Source organism: Mesorhizobium sp. B283B1A (assembly GCF_020165735.1).
Classification (GTDB): domain Bacteria; phylum Pseudomonadota; class Alphaproteobacteria; order Rhizobiales; family Rhizobiaceae; genus Mesorhizobium; species Mesorhizobium opportunistum.
Genome location: NZ_JAIUIQ010000004.1, coordinates 180,973 through 197,013 on the forward strand (window position 1 = coordinate 180,973; position 16,041 = coordinate 197,013).

The 16,041-nt window shown below is 63.1% G+C and carries 22 protein-coding genes; all 22 read right to left on the reverse strand.

All coding sequences use genetic code 11. The annotated features are described in order from the left end of the window. Positions 1 to 10: 10 nt before the first annotated feature. The gene (locus tag LB577_RS04765; RefSeq protein ID WP_057143547.1) at positions 11 to 307 is read right to left on the reverse strand and encodes a VirB3 family type IV secretion system protein; all 297 of its coding nucleotides are present in this window, start codon (positions 305 to 307) and stop codon (positions 11 to 13) included. Continuing rightward, complete coding sequence (locus LB577_RS04770; protein ID WP_246678489.1) at positions 307 to 600, reverse strand: TrbC/VirB2 family protein; 294 nt, start codon at positions 598 to 600, stop codon at positions 307 to 309. The genes LB577_RS04765 and LB577_RS04770 overlap by 1 nt, the downstream gene beginning before the upstream one ends. A 35-nt stretch (positions 601 to 635) precedes the next feature. Further along, complete coding sequence (gene trbB / locus LB577_RS04775; protein ID WP_224685756.1) at positions 636 to 1,652, reverse strand: P-type conjugative transfer ATPase TrbB; 1,017 nt, start codon at positions 1,650 to 1,652, stop codon at positions 636 to 638. A 215-nt stretch (positions 1,653 to 1,867) separates the two neighbouring features. After that, entirely contained in the window at positions 1,868 to 2,185 is a 318-nt protein-coding gene (locus LB577_RS04780) for a helix-turn-helix domain-containing protein (protein WP_023707464.1), read from the reverse strand. Then, positions 2,182 to 2,529, reverse strand: a complete 348-nt coding sequence (locus LB577_RS04785) for a type II toxin-antitoxin system RelE/ParE family toxin (RefSeq protein ID WP_411969195.1) — start codon at positions 2,527 to 2,529, stop codon at positions 2,182 to 2,184. Before LB577_RS04785 ends, LB577_RS04780 begins: the two co-directional genes overlap by 4 nt. A 385-nt stretch (positions 2,530 to 2,914) precedes the next feature. Next, the gene (locus tag LB577_RS04790) at positions 2,915 to 3,370 is read right to left on the reverse strand and encodes a ribbon-helix-helix protein, CopG family (protein WP_224685758.1); all 456 of its coding nucleotides are present in this window, start codon (positions 3,368 to 3,370) and stop codon (positions 2,915 to 2,917) included. A gap of 7 nt (positions 3,371 to 3,377) precedes the next feature. After that, positions 3,378 to 5,360 (reverse strand): conjugal transfer protein TraG, encoded by a 1,983-nt coding sequence (locus tag LB577_RS04795; RefSeq protein ID WP_224685759.1) that lies wholly within the window; start codon positions 5,358 to 5,360, stop codon positions 3,378 to 3,380. A gap of 27 nt (positions 5,361 to 5,387) precedes the next feature. Beyond that, a complete protein-coding gene (locus tag LB577_RS04800) occupies positions 5,388 to 7,127 on the reverse strand; it encodes a relaxase/mobilization nuclease domain-containing protein (protein ID WP_224685760.1) in 1,740 nt (579 codons plus the stop codon). Positions 7,128 to 7,370: 243 nt separating this feature from the next. Next, positions 7,371 to 8,144, reverse strand: coding sequence for a lytic transglycosylase domain-containing protein (locus LB577_RS04805; RefSeq protein WP_224685761.1), 774 nt, complete (start codon positions 8,142 to 8,144; stop codon positions 7,371 to 7,373). A gap of 3 nt (positions 8,145 to 8,147) precedes the next feature. Next, complete coding sequence (locus LB577_RS04810) at positions 8,148 to 8,483, reverse strand: DUF736 domain-containing protein (RefSeq protein WP_140562169.1); 336 nt, start codon at positions 8,481 to 8,483, stop codon at positions 8,148 to 8,150. A gap of 70 nt (positions 8,484 to 8,553) precedes the next feature. Continuing rightward, on the reverse strand, positions 8,554 to 9,099 hold the full coding sequence (locus tag LB577_RS04815) for a S26 family signal peptidase (RefSeq protein ID WP_224685762.1): 546 nt from the start codon (positions 9,097 to 9,099) through the stop codon (positions 8,554 to 8,556). Next, a complete protein-coding gene (locus LB577_RS04820; protein WP_224685763.1) occupies positions 9,096 to 9,584 on the reverse strand; it encodes a DUF2840 domain-containing protein in 489 nt (162 codons plus the stop codon). The genes LB577_RS04815 and LB577_RS04820 overlap by 4 nt, the downstream gene beginning before the upstream one ends. Further along, positions 9,581 to 10,741 (reverse strand): replication initiator protein A, encoded by a 1,161-nt coding sequence (locus LB577_RS04825; RefSeq protein ID WP_224685764.1) that lies wholly within the window; start codon positions 10,739 to 10,741, stop codon positions 9,581 to 9,583. The genes LB577_RS04820 and LB577_RS04825 overlap by 4 nt, the downstream gene beginning before the upstream one ends. A 17-nt stretch (positions 10,742 to 10,758) precedes the next feature. Next, positions 10,759 to 11,040: a helix-turn-helix transcriptional regulator gene (locus LB577_RS04830; RefSeq protein ID WP_008877975.1), complete on the reverse strand. Its 282-nt coding sequence runs from the start codon at positions 11,038 to 11,040 to the stop codon at positions 10,759 to 10,761. 140 nt (positions 11,041 to 11,180) lie between these two features. Continuing rightward, positions 11,181 to 11,726: a DUF2285 domain-containing protein gene (locus tag LB577_RS04835; protein WP_224685765.1), complete on the reverse strand. Its 546-nt coding sequence runs from the start codon at positions 11,724 to 11,726 to the stop codon at positions 11,181 to 11,183. Continuing rightward, positions 11,698 to 11,946, reverse strand: coding sequence for a transcriptional regulator domain-containing protein (locus tag LB577_RS04840; RefSeq protein WP_224685766.1), 249 nt, complete (start codon positions 11,944 to 11,946; stop codon positions 11,698 to 11,700). Before LB577_RS04840 ends, LB577_RS04835 begins: the two co-directional genes overlap by 29 nt. Positions 11,947 to 12,079: 133 nt before the next feature. After that, positions 12,080 to 12,340 carry a DNA -binding domain-containing protein gene (locus tag LB577_RS04845; RefSeq protein ID WP_224685767.1) on the reverse strand — a complete coding sequence of 87 codons (261 nt, stop codon included), beginning with the start codon at positions 12,338 to 12,340 and terminating at the stop codon, positions 12,080 to 12,082. Between the two features lie 179 nt (positions 12,341 to 12,519). Then, a complete protein-coding gene (locus LB577_RS04850; RefSeq protein WP_023731557.1) occupies positions 12,520 to 12,846 on the reverse strand; it encodes a DUF736 domain-containing protein in 327 nt (108 codons plus the stop codon). 604 nt (positions 12,847 to 13,450) lie between these two features. Further along, the gene (locus LB577_RS04855; RefSeq protein WP_224685768.1) at positions 13,451 to 13,891 is read right to left on the reverse strand and encodes a hypothetical protein; all 441 of its coding nucleotides are present in this window, start codon (positions 13,889 to 13,891) and stop codon (positions 13,451 to 13,453) included. Positions 13,892 to 14,025: 134 nt separating this feature from the next. Continuing rightward, positions 14,026 to 14,193 carry a hypothetical protein gene (locus LB577_RS04860; RefSeq protein ID WP_224685769.1) on the reverse strand — a complete coding sequence of 56 codons (168 nt, stop codon included), beginning with the start codon at positions 14,191 to 14,193 and terminating at the stop codon, positions 14,026 to 14,028. Between the two features lie 358 nt (positions 14,194 to 14,551). After that, positions 14,552 to 14,965 carry an ester cyclase gene (locus LB577_RS04865; RefSeq protein ID WP_023769057.1) on the reverse strand — a complete coding sequence of 138 codons (414 nt, stop codon included), beginning with the start codon at positions 14,963 to 14,965 and terminating at the stop codon, positions 14,552 to 14,554. A gap of 159 nt (positions 14,966 to 15,124) precedes the next feature. Beyond that, the gene (locus LB577_RS04870) at positions 15,125 to 16,009 is read right to left on the reverse strand and encodes a LysR family transcriptional regulator (RefSeq protein WP_023769056.1); all 885 of its coding nucleotides are present in this window, start codon (positions 16,007 to 16,009) and stop codon (positions 15,125 to 15,127) included. Positions 16,010 to 16,041: the final 32 nt, after the last annotated feature.

Genomic DNA, 16,041 nt, shown 5'->3' on the forward strand with positions numbered 1-16,041 from the left:
GATGGCCCCCTCAGACCGTGAGATGCGCAGGGATGCGCAGATGCCGGCGAACGACGTCGACGAAAAGCGGATCGCGCTTGGCAGCCCAGACGGCGGCAACATGGCCGATCGCCCAGATTGCGAGGCCGACGAGCCAGAGACGCAGCCCCAGCCCCACGGCGCCCGCGAGCGTCCCGTTCATGATGGCAATGGCGCGCGGGGCGCCACCGAGCAGGATCGGCTCGGTCAGCGCGCGGTGCACGAGGACCGTATAGCCCGGCACTGCATAATCCGGCATTGGGCCGCCCTGTTCGACAGCGCCCGCCATCAGACCAGCGCCCCGCCGCCGAACGAGAAGAACGACAGGAAGAAGCTCGACGCCGCGAAAGCGATGGACAGGCCGAACACGATCTGGATGAGCCGGCGGAAGCCGCCCGACGTGTCGCCGAAGGCGAGCGTCAGGCCGGTGACGATGATGATGATCACCGCCATGATCTTGGCGACCGGGCCTTCGATCGACTGGAGTATCTGTTGCAGCGGCTGTTCCCACGGCATTGACGAGCCCGAGGCAAAAGCGGGCGCGGCCATCACCAGGATGAGCGTGGGAACCGAAACGGTCATGGCGAGACGATGGCGCGCGAGGCGCAGGCGTTGGATCACGGATTTTCTCCTTCTGGGCTTTGGATGAGCAAGGTCGGGCTGTCGTCGCCCTCGAGGACGGCTGGCGCGACCCGGTAGTCGCCGTCCGGGCACAGGCCATCGACACGGGCGAGTTCGGACAGCCGGCGCGCGGAGCCGCGGCCGGAAAGGACGGCAACCAGGTCGATCGTTTCGGCGATCAGCGCGCGTGGAACCGTGACGACGGCTTCCTGGATGAGCTGTTCCATACGGCGGAGCGCGCCAATGGCGCTGCCGGCGTGGATCGTGCCGAGGCCGCCGGGGTGGCCGGTGCCCCAGGCCTTGAGCAGTTCGAGCGCCTCGGCTCCGCGCACTTCGCCGACCGGAATGCGGTCGGGGCGCAGGCGCAGCGACGAACGAACGAGATCCGAGAGCGACGCGACGCCGTCTTTCGTGCGCATCGCCACGAGATTGGGTGCTGCGCATTGCAGTTCGCGCGTATCCTCGATGATGACGACGCGATCGGCGGTCATGGCCACTTCGGCCAGCAGCGCGTTGATCAGCGTTGTCTTGCCCGTGGATGTGCCGCCTGCGACCAGAATGTTCGCGCGGCGGGCAACGCCCTGGCGCAACGCGTCCGCCTGCTGCGCCGACATGATCCCGGTCCCGACGTAATCTTCGAGGGTGAAGATGGCGACGGCCGGCTTGCGGATCGCGAAGGCGGGTGCCGCGACGACGGGAGGAAGAAGCCCCTCGAACCGCTCGCCCGTCTCGGGCAGCTCGGCCGAGACGCGAGGATTCCCGGCGTGGACCTCAGCGCCGACGTGATGGGCGACCAAGCGAACGATGCGCTCGCCGTCCGCTGCCGACAAACGTTCGCCGGTGTCGGACAACCCCTCGGACAGGCGGTCGATCCACAAACGCCCATCGGGGTTGAGCATCACCTCGACGATGCTCGCATCGTCGAGGTAGCACGCGATCGCGGATCCCAGCGCTGTACGCAACATGCGTGCGCCGCGCGCGAGGCCTTCTGAACTGTGCTGCGAAGTCGCCATCCTGTCCCCGTTTCGATCCGGGGACATGGGCGGCCCCTGGACGGGGATGATTAAAAGAGCCGCATCTCGAGTGGTTTCAACACCTATATCGAGGCGTAGTGGCGTAGCGTGCAAATACAGGAGATTGGCGGTGCCGACCTGTGATCAAGGCTGACGATCCTCAGGCAAGGGAGGCGCTCGCCGTCAATTGAGCCCTCGTCGGCAAAGCCGTCTGATCAAGCGGCTTCAGCACGAGTTGACCGTCGAGGCTTGTGGCGAACCACCACGTCGACCTTGTAGTCGAGGCGGTCCAGACAGCGAACCAGCCTGTCTATTGAAAACTTGCCCGTGCGCCCGGTGACGATCGCGGAGACGTCGGGCTGCTTCATTCCGAGCAGCTCGGCCGATTTCGCCTGGGTCAGGCGCCGGCGCTTGATGATGGCGCGGATCTCGCGGGCCAGCTTGGCCTTGAGCAATTCCTCTTCGGGATTGTCAAAGCCGAGATCCGCAAACACGTTGCCGCTGCTCACTTCGGCGGTGATGTCTTCCGTCATGACTTTTTTCCTTTCCCATAGTTTTCGCGGTAGTGCGCCTCGGCCGCCTTCAATCGCGCTGTCACGAGATCAATTTCGTGCTTGGGTGTCTCCCTGCCCTTCTTCGACTTCTTCTGGAAGCAATGAAGCACGTAGATCACCCCGGCAAAGCGCACGGCATAGACGGCCCGGTAGGTATCTCCGTCGAAGTCGTCGACCACCTCGAGGATGCTGCGGCCCCCAAACCCTTTCAGGGCTTTGACAGTCGGGTGCTCCTCACCATTCTGGGCGTCGTTGATTGCGACACCCATCAACCGGCGAACATCGACTGGAAACTCGCGCAGGTCTGCCTTCGACGACCCCATCCATACAGCGGGCTTTTGGTTTTTCATTCTCACTTGCCTTATAGCATACAGACTATAATTTTCAACGATAAATCCTGACACTGCTCAGCCACCGAAAATAGGTCATTCGGATGAAAACGGCTGTTTTTTCCAAGGGATCATAGAAGCTCTTGAGGGCGTGGTCCTTCATGCAATCACGGATCTCAATTGCGGATTTCGCGCCAGATGCGTCCCGCTGGTGCCGCAGCGATGACTGAAGGTGGTTCCCGTGCAAAGCGACCCCACCCTGCGGCTTCTGCCAAACTTGGCAGGTCGGCAAAGCGTGATCTATGACAACAACATATCATTCCAACACATTGATATTTCAGCAATATCGATGCGGGAACGATCTCATTCCGCCGGTCCATTAGCCCACGGGTCCGCCGGGCTTGAGTGTGTCCAGGCGGCCATCGATGTCCTCGGAGATTTCCTGTCGAAGCTTTGGACCTTTCGCCAGGCGCCGGCCGAGTGCCGTGACGAAGGCATCATAGCGCTCGCCCGCCTTGGCATGGGCGGCCTGTGCCGCGGGCTCGGGCAACGCTGGCGTTGTCGCCAGCCAGAAGCGGACGAAAACAGCGAGTGTCTCCACGGCAATTGCGAGATCGCGCTCCTGGCGTGCCGTACGGCGATCGAGTTGATCGAGCCGCTTGGTGATCGCCGCCTCCTGTCGCTCGGCGGCATCGGGTGAGAGGAACGACTCGATGGCGGCTTCCGCGACGAGCGACCGTGAAAGATCGCGGCGCGCCGCATGTTCGGCTAGCCTGCTCATGACCTTCGGGTCGAGATAGACGGACAGGCGTTGTTTGCGGGGTGCCTTTGCCATCGGAGCCTCACATATCCACGCCGTCGCCGGGGTCGAGCGACGCCTGCCGCGCAATGCCTTGCATGAGGCGCGTCAATCGACGATTGCGGGCAACCTCGTCCTCGACATCGTCGAGGTGATCGATCTCGAATTCGTTCTCGGTCGAAGACTTCACGACCGGCTCGACGCGGCTGAGCTCGGGTTGCCGACGACGTTCGGAATCAGTTGTGTCGTCATCTGTGGCCGACAGCGCTGAGGTGGCTTCGGAAATCTGCGGACGGGATGGCAGAGGCAGTCCGGTCCAGTCGTCCGGTCTCCCCTCCACTGCCGCCACCAACGCCGGAGGCTGCAAAATACGCTCCTTGAAGCGTGCATCCTCATAATAGCGCGCCTTTTTGGCGCGGATCGGCGGCGCACCCGAGACCATGACAATCTCGTCGGTGGCCGGAAGCTGCATCACTTCACCAGGCGTGAGCAGCGGGCGAGCCGTCTCGGAGCGGGAAACCATGAGATGACCGAGCCACGGCGACAGCCGGTGGCCGGCATAGTTCCTCATGGCCCTCATCTCCGTCGCTGTTCCAAGCGCGTCGGACACCCGCTTGGCGGTGCGCTCGTCGTTGGTGGCAAAGCTCACCCGGACGTGGCAATTGTCGAGGATTGAGTTGTTGGCGCCGTACGCCCTCTCGATCTGATTGAGGGATTGAGCGATCAGGAAGCTCTTCAGCCCGTAGCCGGCCATGAAGGCGAGCGCCGACTCGAAGAAGTCGAGGCGGCCAAGCGCCGGGAACTCGTCGAGCATCAAGAGCAGCCGGTGCCCTTTCGCCCTGTCCTGCAGATCTTCGGTCAAACGGCGACCGATCTGATTGAGGATCAGGCGAATGAGCGGCTTGGTCCGGTTGATGTCGGACGGCGGCACGACGAGGTAAAGTGTCGTCGGATGCCTGCCGTCGACAAGATCGGTGATGCGCCAGTCGCAGCGCCGCGTGACCTCTGCCACGACAGGATCGCGATAGAGGCCAAGAAACGACATGGCGGTGGAGAGCACCCCAGAGCGCTCGTTGTCTGATTTGTTCAAGAGTTCTCGGGCGGCGCTGGCGATGACCGGGTGCGGACCGCCCTCACCCAGATGCGCTGTTTTCATCATCGCCGACAGCGTCGATTCGATAGGACGCTTTGGATCGGAGAGGAAACCGGCAACGCCGGCGAGCGTCTTGTCCTGCTCGGCATAGAGGACATGCAAGATCGCGCCGACCAGCAGGGCATGGCTGGTTTTCTCCCAATGATTTCGCCGCTCGAGCGAGCCTTCCGGATCGACCAGAATGTCGGCGATGTTTTGCACGTCGCGGACTTCCCATTCGCCGCGACGCACCTCCAGCAATGGATTGTATGAAGAGGATTTCGGATTGGTCGGATCGAACAACAGAACGCGGCCATGCCTGGCGCGAAAGCCCGCGGTGAGTTGCCAGTTCTCGCCCTTGATGTCGTGCACAACAGCGGAGCTTGGCCAGGTCAGCAGTGACGGGACGACGAGACCGACACCCTTGCCCGAACGTGTGGGCGCAAAGCACAGCACATGCTCAGGCCCGTCGTGGCGCAGATAGTCGTTGTCATATCGCCCGAGCACCACACCATCGGGGCCGAGAAGGCCAGTTGCCTTGACCTCCTGCTTGTCGGCCCAGCGGGCGGAGCCGTAGGTCTCGACCTTCTTGGCCTCGCGTGCCCGCCAGACCGACATGCCGATGGCGACGGCGACGCAGGCGAACCCGCCGGACGCCGCAATGAAGGCGCCCTCCACGAAGATCGACGGCGCGTAGGCATCCAAGCCATACCACCACCAGAAGAAGGACGGCGGAAGGTAGAACGGAAAACCCAGGACACGGAACCATGGCCTGCCGAGCTCGGGCTGGAACGCCAGGCGCCAGGCCACCCACTCCGTTGCGCCCCAGGTTGTGAAAAGTACGATCGCGACGACCGCGAGAATCTGGCCCCAAAGTATCTTGGTGGCGGACATAGAAACGGTCCTTTCTTCACAGTGAGATCAGAGGCCGAGCCCACGCTTGCGACCAAAACTCCAGTCGATGCCGTCCTCATTGCGAGCGACGCCAGAGACGTGGCGGCCAAGATGTTTTTCGAGAGATGGCGTCCAAGGCACCAGTTGGAAGCCGAGGCCGTCATCGATCATGGCGAAGCGGCCGGACGCCAACGTGAAGCGCTGCCGGTAGGAACCGGCGACGAACTCGCCGCCGCGGGCACGGTTGAAAGGCTGGCCGGTTTCGGCCGAGAGCTTTTGCCCGAGCGCCTCCACCTCGCGGCGACGCAGCGTGCCGATCAGGTTGGGCGTGAAGCTGACGCGTTGGCCATGCCGCTCGCCGAGACCCTGTTCGACGAGATGGTCGGCACGGCGCTTCATCGCGCGCCGCACCTCGGCGCCGAAGCCACCTTCCGAGAGTGCAATCGGTTCGCGAGCGATATTCTGACGGTCAAGCCAGGTTGCGCCGGCGGCGGTAACCTGCTGCTCAATGTCGAGATCGGAACGGACAGCAAGTGCTGCGCGCGGATGTCCCTGTACGTCATGGAACTTGCGCAGTTCGACGATCGAACCCGGAGCGCTGTCGCTCGCGGCGTCGAGGTCGGACAGCCTGATGTGATGTGTGCGGCCGTCGGTGCCATCGACCACGGCGTAGGCGCTGCCCTTCAGCTCATCATCGAGACCGCGGTCGACCAGCCGACCGACGATCGGCGTGTCGAGGCGCTCCGCCGCCAGCACATAGTTCGCCGCGCCGCGCTCGATACCCTGTTCGGTCAGGGCGCGATGCATCCGCTTGATGATGTCGCCGCGTTCGCCGAGCTCGCGCAGCGTCGCCTCGGCCTTGTCGTCGATCATCCATTGGCCCGGGCCGACCTGTTCCGCAAGGCCAAGGGTTTCGAGCTTGCGCATCCGCCCGACCTTCAGCACGTGATATTCATCGGGCTGGGCGTTCGCAGCGGTGGCAAGGTCAATGATGCCTGTGTCGCGGCCGTCGCGAACAAGCTGCCGGTCAAGCTGGGTCCAGCGTTCGGCTTCGACCTGGCGCTGCAGATTGCGATGGATGTCGAGATCGGTGCGCGGGCCGAGCTCTTGGGTAACAAGATCGGCCGCGCGGGCGCGCATTCCCTCCTTGATGTAATCGCGGGAGACCACGAGATCCTGCCCGTCATCAGTGCGGCCGCGCAGGATGATGTGAAGGTGCGGGTTGTCGGTGTTCCAGTGATCGACGCCCACCCAATCGAGTTTTGTGCCGAGGTCCATCTCCATCTGCCCCATCAGATCGCGGGCGAAGGATTTGAGGTCCGGCATGTCAACGGCATCTTCCGGCGAGATGATGAAGCGGAAGTGGTGCCGATCATCGCCGCACCGTGCGGCGAAAGCACCGCCATCCACCGCATCGGCCTCCGGCCCGAACAGCCTTGCCTTCTCCCCGTCACGGGTGACGCCCTCGCGGCGCAGGTAGGTGAGATGGGCGGCAAGCGGGGCGCCGCGCGCGTGATGGCGCACCAGCCGTGTCTTGATGATCACGGTTCGCGAGCGTTCGGTCAGGAGACGATTGGCGCGCACGCTGGCCGAGCGACCACGCCCGAATGTCGAGCGATTGCCCGGACTGATCCGGCCGGAGCGAGAGATGCGGCCGCCGGCCTTCCGGGCGGCCGCAAGCGCCTGCGCGATGAAGGGCCTGGCACGCTGGGCGCTGGGCGAGCGGATGCGGCCGGGCCGGATACGGAAACCATCCTCACCGTTCATTGCGAATATCCGCACATCGTATCAAGGCTTTGAAATCACGTCGAAAACAGTGTTCAGGCGAGGTGCGCAAAATCCTCGCACCTCGCGGAAATCCTCCATAACCTATTGAAACAACACGACCGATCCGCGCCGCACCTCGCGGCCTTTTATCTCGCCATCTTCCGGTCGTTCTTCCCACCTTGCGCCTCCATCCACGCCACGGTGCGCTGGAGCTTGCGGTTGCGCGAAGTCGCCCATACACGCTCATCGCTGGGTCCCTTCGCCTAGTCGCGCCACGAAGAGGCCCTCGGACAGCGGCACGATGGCGGAGACATCGCGCACGGTGGGTGCAGAGCTCACGTCATTTGGTGGTCGCTCGGTCGGCACGAGACCGACAGCTTGGTTGCGATCCGGCTGACCTACGAAGAGCGAGTCGTGCTTCCAGGGAACGGCCTCGACAGGCATAACGACGAAAGGGCCCCTACCCTCGCTTTCACCGATCAGCGGGGCGAGCGTCGCGACATAGGTGCGGGTCTCGGCCGGTAACGGACGCCCGGCGAGGTAAGCTTCGTAGCGTGCAGGCCCCGCGTTGTAGGCGGCCAGAAACCCCGGCGAACCGTAGCGATCGTGTAGTTCGCGCAGATACGCCGTTCCTGCCATGATATTGTCGCGAGGATCGAACGGATCGCGGCCAAGCGACCAGCGGGCGCGTAGATCATCCCATGTGCAGGGCATGATCTGCATCAAGCCGCGGGCACCAGCGCTGGAGACGGCGCGCGCGTCACCCCCACTCTCCTTGCGCATGACGGCGCGTATCCACGCGGTCGGAACGCCGAAGCGGTGCGAGGCTTCTGCGATATGCGCGCCGAACGGATCGCGTTGCGACGACCGCGCGAGGACCAAGTCCTGCGCCACTGTCGCTGCCGGCATTGCGGTCGCAACGGACAGGCCGCAAAGGAGGAAGAGAGCCATACGCCGGGCAGCACGAAGCGGCCCGGGCGCACCGCGATGGCTCGTCGACGGACGGCGAGCGCGCATCGTTCAATCCTTCTCGCTGCGGTCGCGTGGTCGCGCCCAGTGCAGCGACCAGGACGACTTGTCGTCGCCATTGCGAAAAAGGTTCGCGCGTATCGGCTGCGCGAACGTCGGGTCGTCGAGCTGGATCGAGACATAGTCTCCGGCCTTTTCGCTGGAGCGTTTCCAGCCGGCACCAATCTCGGGGCCGTCCTCGCTTCCGGCGTGAACGCGGTAGTCAGGCGCATTCTCCGTTTCGCTCGCCTCTGCCGCCACGATGGCGATATCGAGGTTGAGGCTGAGCGTGTGGATGCGCCCGCTGTAGCCAGTCTTCTGGCGCGTGAATTCCCCGATCTGTTGCATGTCAGGCTCCTGTTTTCGATGGTGCGGTGATGATGGCTGGCGGCACGACGCGCGCCCGCCGGTCGCGCGCTCACCGCGTTGACGCGCGCCATTCGAAGCGGCCGTTTTTCCCCTCGTCGGTCCACAACGGGACCGCGCGACCGATGATCTGGGCTGTGGAGATTAGGCCGAAGTAACGGCCGTCGAGGCTGTCGCGGACCTGCGAGTTCATCAGGAAGACTTCGCCGGTCGGGATGCGGCGGCAGCCCTGCCAGACAGGCAGGTCACGGCCGGCCCGATCACGCTCGAGCGCCACACCCGCCTCGACGCCGTCGACGGTGATGGTCAGGTTCGAGCGACATACACGCTGCCCGGCAACGCCAAGGATGCGCTTCAAGAGTGGCACGCCCCTCGGCAGATAACCGCGATCAGCGAGGAACGCCGCGAGTGGCTCGGGCGCATCGACGGCGACAAGATCGGTGACCTCGAACGGTCCATCGAAATCGATCGTGTAGAAGCCGATCGGCGCGCTAGCCGACGCATTCCAGATGAGCTTCGTGGGCATCGGCGTGAGGCCGGGATAGGCGACGCCCACGGTTGCGAGAACGCTAGCGAGGATGATCCCGGCGCGGCTCACGGCTCGGTCCTCTTGCGCAGCAGGAAGGCGCGATGTTGGTCGAGCGTATAGGCGCGCGGCTCCTGACCGGCGGTTATCCGGTTCTGGATGTGCCGCCAATGATCAGGCGAAACCGACTCAGGCTCGATGTCGAGGCGCTGGACGGCGTCGATCGCCTGCAGCACGCGTTCGACCTTGGGCCAGCTCTCGACCTTGAGAAGGATGTCGCCGCCGGGGCGCACGAAGGGCAGTGTCTGATAGGCTTCGCCACGTCTGACCGCACGCACGATATCTATGCGTGAGATGATCGTTCCAAAATCGTTCGCGGCCCAGCGAACGAGCGCGAAGACTGCGCCGGGACGATAGGACAGGATGCGCCGGCGACGATCGACGATCTGTTCATGGGCGTGCGTGCCGAAGCGTATCCAGTTCTCAATTTTCTTCTCGACCCAGGTCAGTTCGACATGGACGAGTTCGTCGCGAGCGTGGTCCGTGGCGGCGATCATCGGGTGGCTCCCGAGCGCGGATCAAGAGGCGGATTCGGGGCTTCGGAAACGCTGGTTGCAGTGCTGCTGCCGTCAGAAACCGATGGCGCATTCGAGGCTTTGTCGGTGTCTGTACTGAGTGCATCGCTGGTTCGTCGGATGAGCCTTTGCACATCGCGCGCGCGCTCTTCAAAGTTAGACTCTGGGTTAGAGTCTAAGTTAAGGGCACGGCTTCGGCTTTGCTTTCTGGAGGTTAGAGCCTGTTTGGGTTCCTGATAGCACGTGCCTGGGGTTCCCGATGGCACGACAGGTCCGGTTCCCGATAGCACGAGGCCGTCCACAGGCGTTCCACAGGAGGCGATCCGCTCGAAGGCGAGCAGCGTCCGGCCGCCCACCTCCACTTCGAGGAAGAGCGAGTAGCCGGGCAGCGGCTGGCGGCGGATGATGTCGCGCAACTCGAAGGCAAAGCGCTTGTAGGGCGACAGGCTGCCGGATTTCAGGTGAAGGTGCCGAAAGTCGAAGCGCCAGCCGTCGCGCTGGCGCCCGCCATGCTTGCGCACCAGGCGATAGAGCCAGCGCTCCATCCCGCCAGTCAGGTCGAAATAGGCGCGATCGATCGTCAGAACGAGCGCGTCATCGAGGACTGCCCGGTAGAACCAGTCGGGGACGATCAACTCGATCCCCGCGGGTTTGCCATGGCGATCGATGCGCTCCTGCCACTCATTGATCCAGGAGAAGCGGTGACGCCGGCCTTCGGCGGGCTGACGGATCGTCGTCGAGACGGTGGTGGACTGCAGCCGGTCAAGCGCCGCCTTCAGGCGTTGATAGTCGCGAAGGCTCTTGCCGCGGCCGACGAAGGTGAGAATCTCATACGGCGTGGCGGCCATCAGGCGCGAGGTACGAAGCCCGGTGTCGCGCGCCTCGACGATCTGGCTCGCTGCCCAGATCAGGATGTCGGCGTCCCAGATGTTTGCCATCCCATGATCGGGTACGGCTTCGACCCGGATCGTGACGTTGCCCGCGGCAAAATCGATCGGCGTGATGCGATGGGTCTTGGAAAGGGAGAAGAACGGATAGGCCATGAGATCCTGCGCGTCTCGTGGGGCGAAGTCGCCAGGCAGCGCCCGGAACAGGTCGAGTTGCCCGCGCTCCGAAAGGGATTGGTTTCGTGTTGCCATTTGGAATCCGCGCGCGGTCAGCGTGCGTATCGTCCGCCATGCGCCGGCGGCGTCGATGTGTGACGCTTGGCCGGTAGGACCGATCCACGCGGGTCGGATGTAGAGGTGACGGCGCCGCGTTCGGCCCAAGCCTGAAGATCGTCGACGGCATAGACGACACGGCCGCCGAGCTTGCGGTAGGAAGGACCAGTGCCATAGGTGCGGTGCTTTTCGAGCGTGCGGGCGGACAGGCTGAGGAAATCCGCGGCTTCCTTGGTGCGCAGGAAGCGCGGCGGCAAGACGGCGATATCGGGTCGCATGGGTCGGACCTCCGTGGGGTTTTGGGCAGCCGCTGGCGTTCAGCGGTGGACGGCGACCACGGTGGCGGAGAATGGACTTCGCAAGGGATGGGGAAGTTGAGGGAGGCAAAAATCCCACCCCCTCGTCGGGGCCAGAACCGCTACGATCGACGGCGATGACGCAGGATATGCAAATAGCCGCCGCCGATCAGGGCGGTGGCGCCTTCGACCAGGCCGATCACCGCATCGCGCAACGCCGAGGTCTTCCAAGGATCGGCGGCGATGCGCTTGTTCCCGTAGAACACAACCGCAATGTCGCGGTAGCTCGCGCCGTTCGCACGGCCGTCAGCGGCCTGCATCATCAGACGAAACCGGCGGCGCTGCTGTGGGGTCATACGCGTGTCCGAAGCCGTCGGGCGCCCCTGCAAGGAACGCCAGAAACGGGTGAGTGCTTCGATCCGTCCCAACGTTTCTTCATCCAAGGGGATCAGCGCCGCCAGGTGGCCGTGCGGATCACTGCCGGGCAGAAGGAGAAGTTGGGTCGCGACACCTGCACTGTGGACAAGGTGACGTCCTTCCGGGCTGTCGTGGACCGCCCCCAGACCGGTCAAAGGCGGCGATCGCAACGACGACAGGAATTCCGGCGCCGGCACGAGAGAAACCACAGATGGATCGACGTCAGGCGACCACAGAACGTCCTGCGCCAAGGCGGACAAATCCGGCCTGGCCGGGAAATCGCAACCCCCACAGCCGCTGTGTCTCAGGGTGGAAGGGTGCTTTCTCGGCTCTTGTGGTCAGGAGCGCTTGGTAGTGCCGTTGATAGGGTTCGTGACGCCGCAGACACTCCCAGGCGAGCCCTTCGATTGGTAAAGTGTCGAAATAGTCATAGCTGTCATTGTCTCGCCAATGCGACGTATCCGGCCTCATCCAAGAGCTCCTCGCAAGAAACGCGTAGACCCCGCTCCAAACGATTCCGGGTTGCAGCGATTGGCGGAAGACCCTTGACGCGCATCGGGTGATGCCGTTTCGGCATCACCCGAGAACCATAGGCGCTGTGGTGCTAGTTGCCGGGTCGACGCAAGAGATGACGGTAGCCTGCACGCGTCATCCAGCGCGCTCGCGCCAGATGGCTGTCGTGGATGCGCCGGGCGCGTTTTGGCTCCTTCGTCAGATCAATTCCGAAGAGGATTTCGACCACCTCGCGCCAGTCTGCGCCGTCGTCGGCGGCGTCAAGCAGGCGCACATAGAGCTTGACGTGTTCCCGATCGTATTCGGTGAGTTCGTCACCGGTCGGCGCGGTTTCGTCAAACGGCTCGATCATCGCTTGCCTCGTCTTACTCAGAGTGAAAGCCTGCATTTTATAGAAACAACAGCCCAGACTGAGGATGGTTGATCGGCATCAGGCGTTGCGGTTTCAGCATCGCTCTCGGCTTGAGTGAACCGAACCGGACGTCGGCGCAAGAAGGCCCCCGCCGTACCGGCGGGGGCCTGCGCGGGTCCTTAGTCACCCCGCCGCGCGTTCGGGCGGGACCAGATGAGGGAGAAACCCTCACCTTCCTCGTCATCGAAGAGGTTGGCGTAGATCGGGGCGTTGAAGCTCGGATCGTCGAGCTTGAGACCCAGATAGTCGCGGCCCTCGTTGGAGGTCTTCGACCAGGCGGCGCCAATCTCGGCGCGACCGACCAGGACGCGGTGGCTGGGAGCGTTCTCGCCAGTGGCGCGGGTGTCTGGGACGATGCGCACGTTCTTGGCCTGGACGCTGAGGGTGACGATTTCACCGGTGAACTCGTTCGAGGCGGACTTCTTGAAGGTGCCGATGGTAGCCATTGTAAAGTCTCCGTTTTCTGTTCCCGAGCCCGCACCACGCGGCCTCGATGGCGATCACTTGGCCGGAGGCGAGCGACGACGCATCGCTTGCGACCGAAGCAACGCGGAGGACGGCGCAGGAACGACTTTCTTGTCTCGCGAGGAATGGCGGCGCTCGGGGTCCCCATGCGCTTGCGGCATGGGGTGGGAGCCGGCAGGGGAAGAAAGTCGAGACGCGGCGTTGCGGCCTAGGCGGTCGAGGCTTCAGCCGTCGTTCGGCCAGATCAGCCCATTGAAGAGGCCGTTTGGAGCGCTCTTGGGACAGATTGGCATCGGAGACGTCGGCGTCCAACGCGCCGCCGGCAGATCGCTACGAGCTTCACTGCCATCGCCTACACATCCAGGCATGGGATCGCGCGCAGCTCCAACGACGCGGCGACCGGTCGCGCTGCCGTCCTGCCACCGGCTGGTCGGCTTGCCTTGCGGCGTCGACAGAACGTCCAAGTCCACCAACAAGGCCGCGCCGGCTTGGCCATTGCCCGATCCTTGGCATGCAGCCCGATTGCTCCAACCACCCATGACAAGGAGGCTAGGCCTTCGTCGGTCTGGTCCACCCGCCGCGGGCTTAAGCTTGAACCATGTCCCTACCGGATTGGTCGGCGGCGGCGATGCCCGCGACCCGCAGATATGCCATGGCGCCGACCGCGATCGCGCCAATGACGGAAAAGACAATCTGCCAGATTTCCGAAGGCATCATGTGCTTCGCGATGCCATGGGTGGCATGGTAGCCGGGAACCATCGCGGGAGCGACGAAGACCATCGCGATCACCAGCTTCGCCCACATGGGCCTGATAACGCCGAGGAGGATTTGGCCGATGCCGAGCGTAAACCCGGCTGCGAGGATACCGACAAGGATCGCGCCAGGCCAGCCGGCACCGGTGTTGAATGCCCATGTACTTGCGTTGATGCCGACGAACAACGGGAGGGCGACGATAGCAAGCGTGAAGAGCAACCAGCACAAGATGCCGATGGCCGCGACGCAAAGGAGAATGCCGAGGATGATCATGGTGGTGTCTCCGAGAGAATGACTCTGGCGATTGGCGCCTTCCACCACCACCTGGCGCAGTGCACAGCATAGCAAAGGAAAAGCGCGGGTGAAACCCGCCGGTGTTCTTGCATCGGCCGACGCGAAGTCCCCCGTCATGGGGCGAACAGGTCGATTTCGCCGATGATGGCGGTGTCGTCGCCGTCATACTCGTTCGCCGGCACGACCGAGAGAGTGCCGTCGCCAGCACGAAAGATGACGATGGTGACCATGAGAGTGGCGGCGAGGCTGAAGGCGAAGGCATGCGCGTCGGCGAAGGACATCGATCCGGCTCCTGTTTGAAGCGGAGGACCCTCCCCCGCTGACAGGCGCCCGATGTGTTCGGCCGATGGCCGCAATCACCGCGAAGGCGAAGCCGGAGCGGCGGCACGCGAACGTTTCCAATTTCGATTACGCCGCTACTGGACGCCTGGGCTTGCCGATATCTCTCAGTGTGCGTCGCCGCTAACCTTGGGGTATCCCCGATCGCTCAAGACCTTTTCAGCCACCTGACAAACCGCATGACCTGACGTCTACTTGGGGGGCCGTGAACGGACTGTCCAGTTCTGGCCCGAGGACTTGGGTAAGCTGACATTCCGCAGCCGACCCAATCTCATAAGTGCATGGACTGCAGTGATGTTTCTAGGAGGGAAACGCGCCCAACTGCATCAAGAGGCCGAGGAGGTCGGGCTGACCGTATTCCTTGACGATCTTGCCATTCTCAAGGTGATAAATGTTCAGCGCCTGGACGTGGATCGTCTTTTGAGTTGATGGCACGCCCATGAACGGTCCGGTATGGGTGCCGTTCATCGTGAAGCGGGCCGCTATCTTGTTCTCCTCGGCGACCGCCTCTTCCAAGGTCCATTGGATATCGGAAAAGCCTGCTCGCATCATTGCGACGATCGCCATGTAGCCAGCAGGTCCGGTCATCGGCTCTGGCCTGCCGGGGACATGAAAGATGGCATTCGGCGAGATGAGTTCGTTCGCCAGCTTTTGATCCGCCGAGTTGATGAATTCGACGAACCTGGCCATGAATGAGGTGGCGGTGCTGCTCATAACAAACGTCCAATTGTCTGCAGCCGCGGTAGCGGCGATACTGACGGATGTATTGTGGAAACAGGGCGGGATAAATCGCGCCAATGGTTGCTGACCTACAACAAATTCGCTCCAATTACACCCCGCGCGGCCTTAGGCAGGGGTCTGGCGATCGCGGCACTACCGTCCAAATTTGGCTACGGCGAAATCCAAAAAGCTCCGAAGCTTGGCGGTTATGCGGCGATCGGGAGCGTAGATCACATTGAGCGGCCGCGACGGCGGGCGATAATCCGGCAAGATCCCGACCAGTTCGCCGCTTGCCATGGCCTCGCTCACGATTTCGCTCGGCTGCAGCAAGACGCCTATCCCTGCCACGGCCGCGCATAGCAGGGGCTCGCCGTGATCGGCCATCACACGGCCAGATACCGGAACCACAACCCTTCCATCCGGTCCGTCGAACGTCCAGTGCGTCCTCAACTCCGTGAAGGAGAAGCCAAGACACTCATGCCGTTGAAGATCGAGAGGGTGCTCGATGGCTGGATGTGTCTTGAGGTATGCAGGCGAGGCGCACAGAACCAGTCGGTAGGGAGCCAAAGGTCTGGCGATGAGGCCGCTATCGACGAGTTCGCCGGTTCGAAAGACCGCGTCATATCCCTCGTCGATTACATCGACCGCTCGATTGGAAAGCGTCAATTCCACCGAAATCTGCGGATGGGCCTCCAGGTATTCCGGCAGACTAGGACTAAGGCTGCGTATGCCGAAGCTGACCGGAGCGTTTATCCTCAGCCTGCCGGTTGGAACCGACTTCGTCTCCTCGGCCAATCCCTCAGCCATCTCAACTTCGGCGAGGATGTGCTTGGCTCGCTCATAATAGCCGCGGCCGAAGTCCGTTAGGCTTTGCCGACGTGTGGTTCGGTTCAGAAGCCGGACACCAAGATGATCCTCCAACGCGCGAACGTATTTTCCGACGAGCTGCGGCGAGGTCGACATGGCTTCCGCCGCGGCTGAAAAGGAGCCGAGCTCCACAGCCCTAACGAAGACGGTCATGCCGGCGAAGCGGTCCATTTCAACACAATTCGTTTCAAGTGTTGCTCTCT

Bases quoted from the DNA above. Each gene is read 5' to 3' on its own strand.
- LB577_RS04765 (WP_057143547.1), bottom strand. From the start codon at position 307: ATGGCGGGCGCTGTCGAACAGGGCGGCCCAATGCCGGATTATGCAGTG.
- LB577_RS04770 (WP_246678489.1), bottom strand. From the start codon at position 600: ATGACCGTTTCGGTTCCCACGCTCATCCTGGTGATGGCCGCGCCCGCT.
- trbB (WP_224685756.1), bottom strand. From the start codon at position 1,652: ATGGCGACTTCGCAGCACAGTTCAGAAGGCCTCGCGCGCGGCGCACGC.
- LB577_RS04780 (WP_023707464.1), bottom strand. From the start codon at position 2,185: ATGACGGAAGACATCACCGCCGAAGTGAGCAGCGGCAACGTGTTTGCG.
- LB577_RS04785 (WP_411969195.1), bottom strand. From the start codon at position 2,529: ATGGGGTCGTCGAAGGCAGACCTGCGCGAGTTTCCAGTCGATGTTCGC.
- LB577_RS04790 (WP_224685758.1), bottom strand. From the start codon at position 3,370: ATGGCAAAGGCACCCCGCAAACAACGCCTGTCCGTCTATCTCGACCCG.
- LB577_RS04795 (WP_224685759.1), bottom strand. From the start codon at position 5,360: ATGTCCGCCACCAAGATACTTTGGGGCCAGATTCTCGCGGTCGTCGCG.
- LB577_RS04800 (WP_224685760.1), bottom strand. From the start codon at position 7,127: ATGAACGGTGAGGATGGTTTCCGTATCCGGCCCGGCCGCATCCGCTCG.
- LB577_RS04805 (WP_224685761.1), bottom strand. From the start codon at position 8,144: ATGCGCGCTCGCCGTCCGTCGACGAGCCATCGCGGTGCGCCCGGGCCG.
- LB577_RS04810 (WP_140562169.1), bottom strand. From the start codon at position 8,483: ATGCAACAGATCGGGGAATTCACGCGCCAGAAGACTGGCTACAGCGGG.
- LB577_RS04820 (WP_224685763.1), bottom strand. From the start codon at position 9,584: ATGATCGCCGCCACGGACCACGCTCGCGACGAACTCGTCCATGTCGAA.
- LB577_RS04825 (WP_224685764.1), bottom strand. From the start codon at position 10,741: ATGGCAACACGAAACCAATCCCTTTCGGAGCGCGGGCAACTCGACCTG.
- LB577_RS04830 (WP_008877975.1), bottom strand. From the start codon at position 11,040: ATGCGACCCGATATCGCCGTCTTGCCGCCGCGCTTCCTGCGCACCAAG.
- LB577_RS04840 (WP_224685766.1), bottom strand. From the start codon at position 11,946: ATGAGGCCGGATACGTCGCATTGGCGAGACAATGACAGCTATGACTAT.
- LB577_RS04845 (WP_224685767.1), bottom strand. From the start codon at position 12,340: ATGATCGAGCCGTTTGACGAAACCGCGCCGACCGGTGACGAACTCACC.
- LB577_RS04850 (WP_023731557.1), bottom strand. From the start codon at position 12,846: ATGGCTACCATCGGCACCTTCAAGAAGTCCGCCTCGAACGAGTTCACC.
- LB577_RS04855 (WP_224685768.1), bottom strand. From the start codon at position 13,891: ATGATCATCCTCGGCATTCTCCTTTGCGTCGCGGCCATCGGCATCTTG.
- LB577_RS04860 (WP_224685769.1), bottom strand. From the start codon at position 14,193: ATGTCCTTCGCCGACGCGCATGCCTTCGCCTTCAGCCTCGCCGCCACT.
- LB577_RS04865 (WP_023769057.1), bottom strand. From the start codon at position 14,965: ATGAGCAGCACCGCCACCTCATTCATGGCCAGGTTCGTCGAATTCATC.
- LB577_RS04870 (WP_023769056.1), bottom strand. From the start codon at position 16,009: ATGGACCGCTTCGCCGGCATGACCGTCTTCGTTAGGGCTGTGGAGCTC.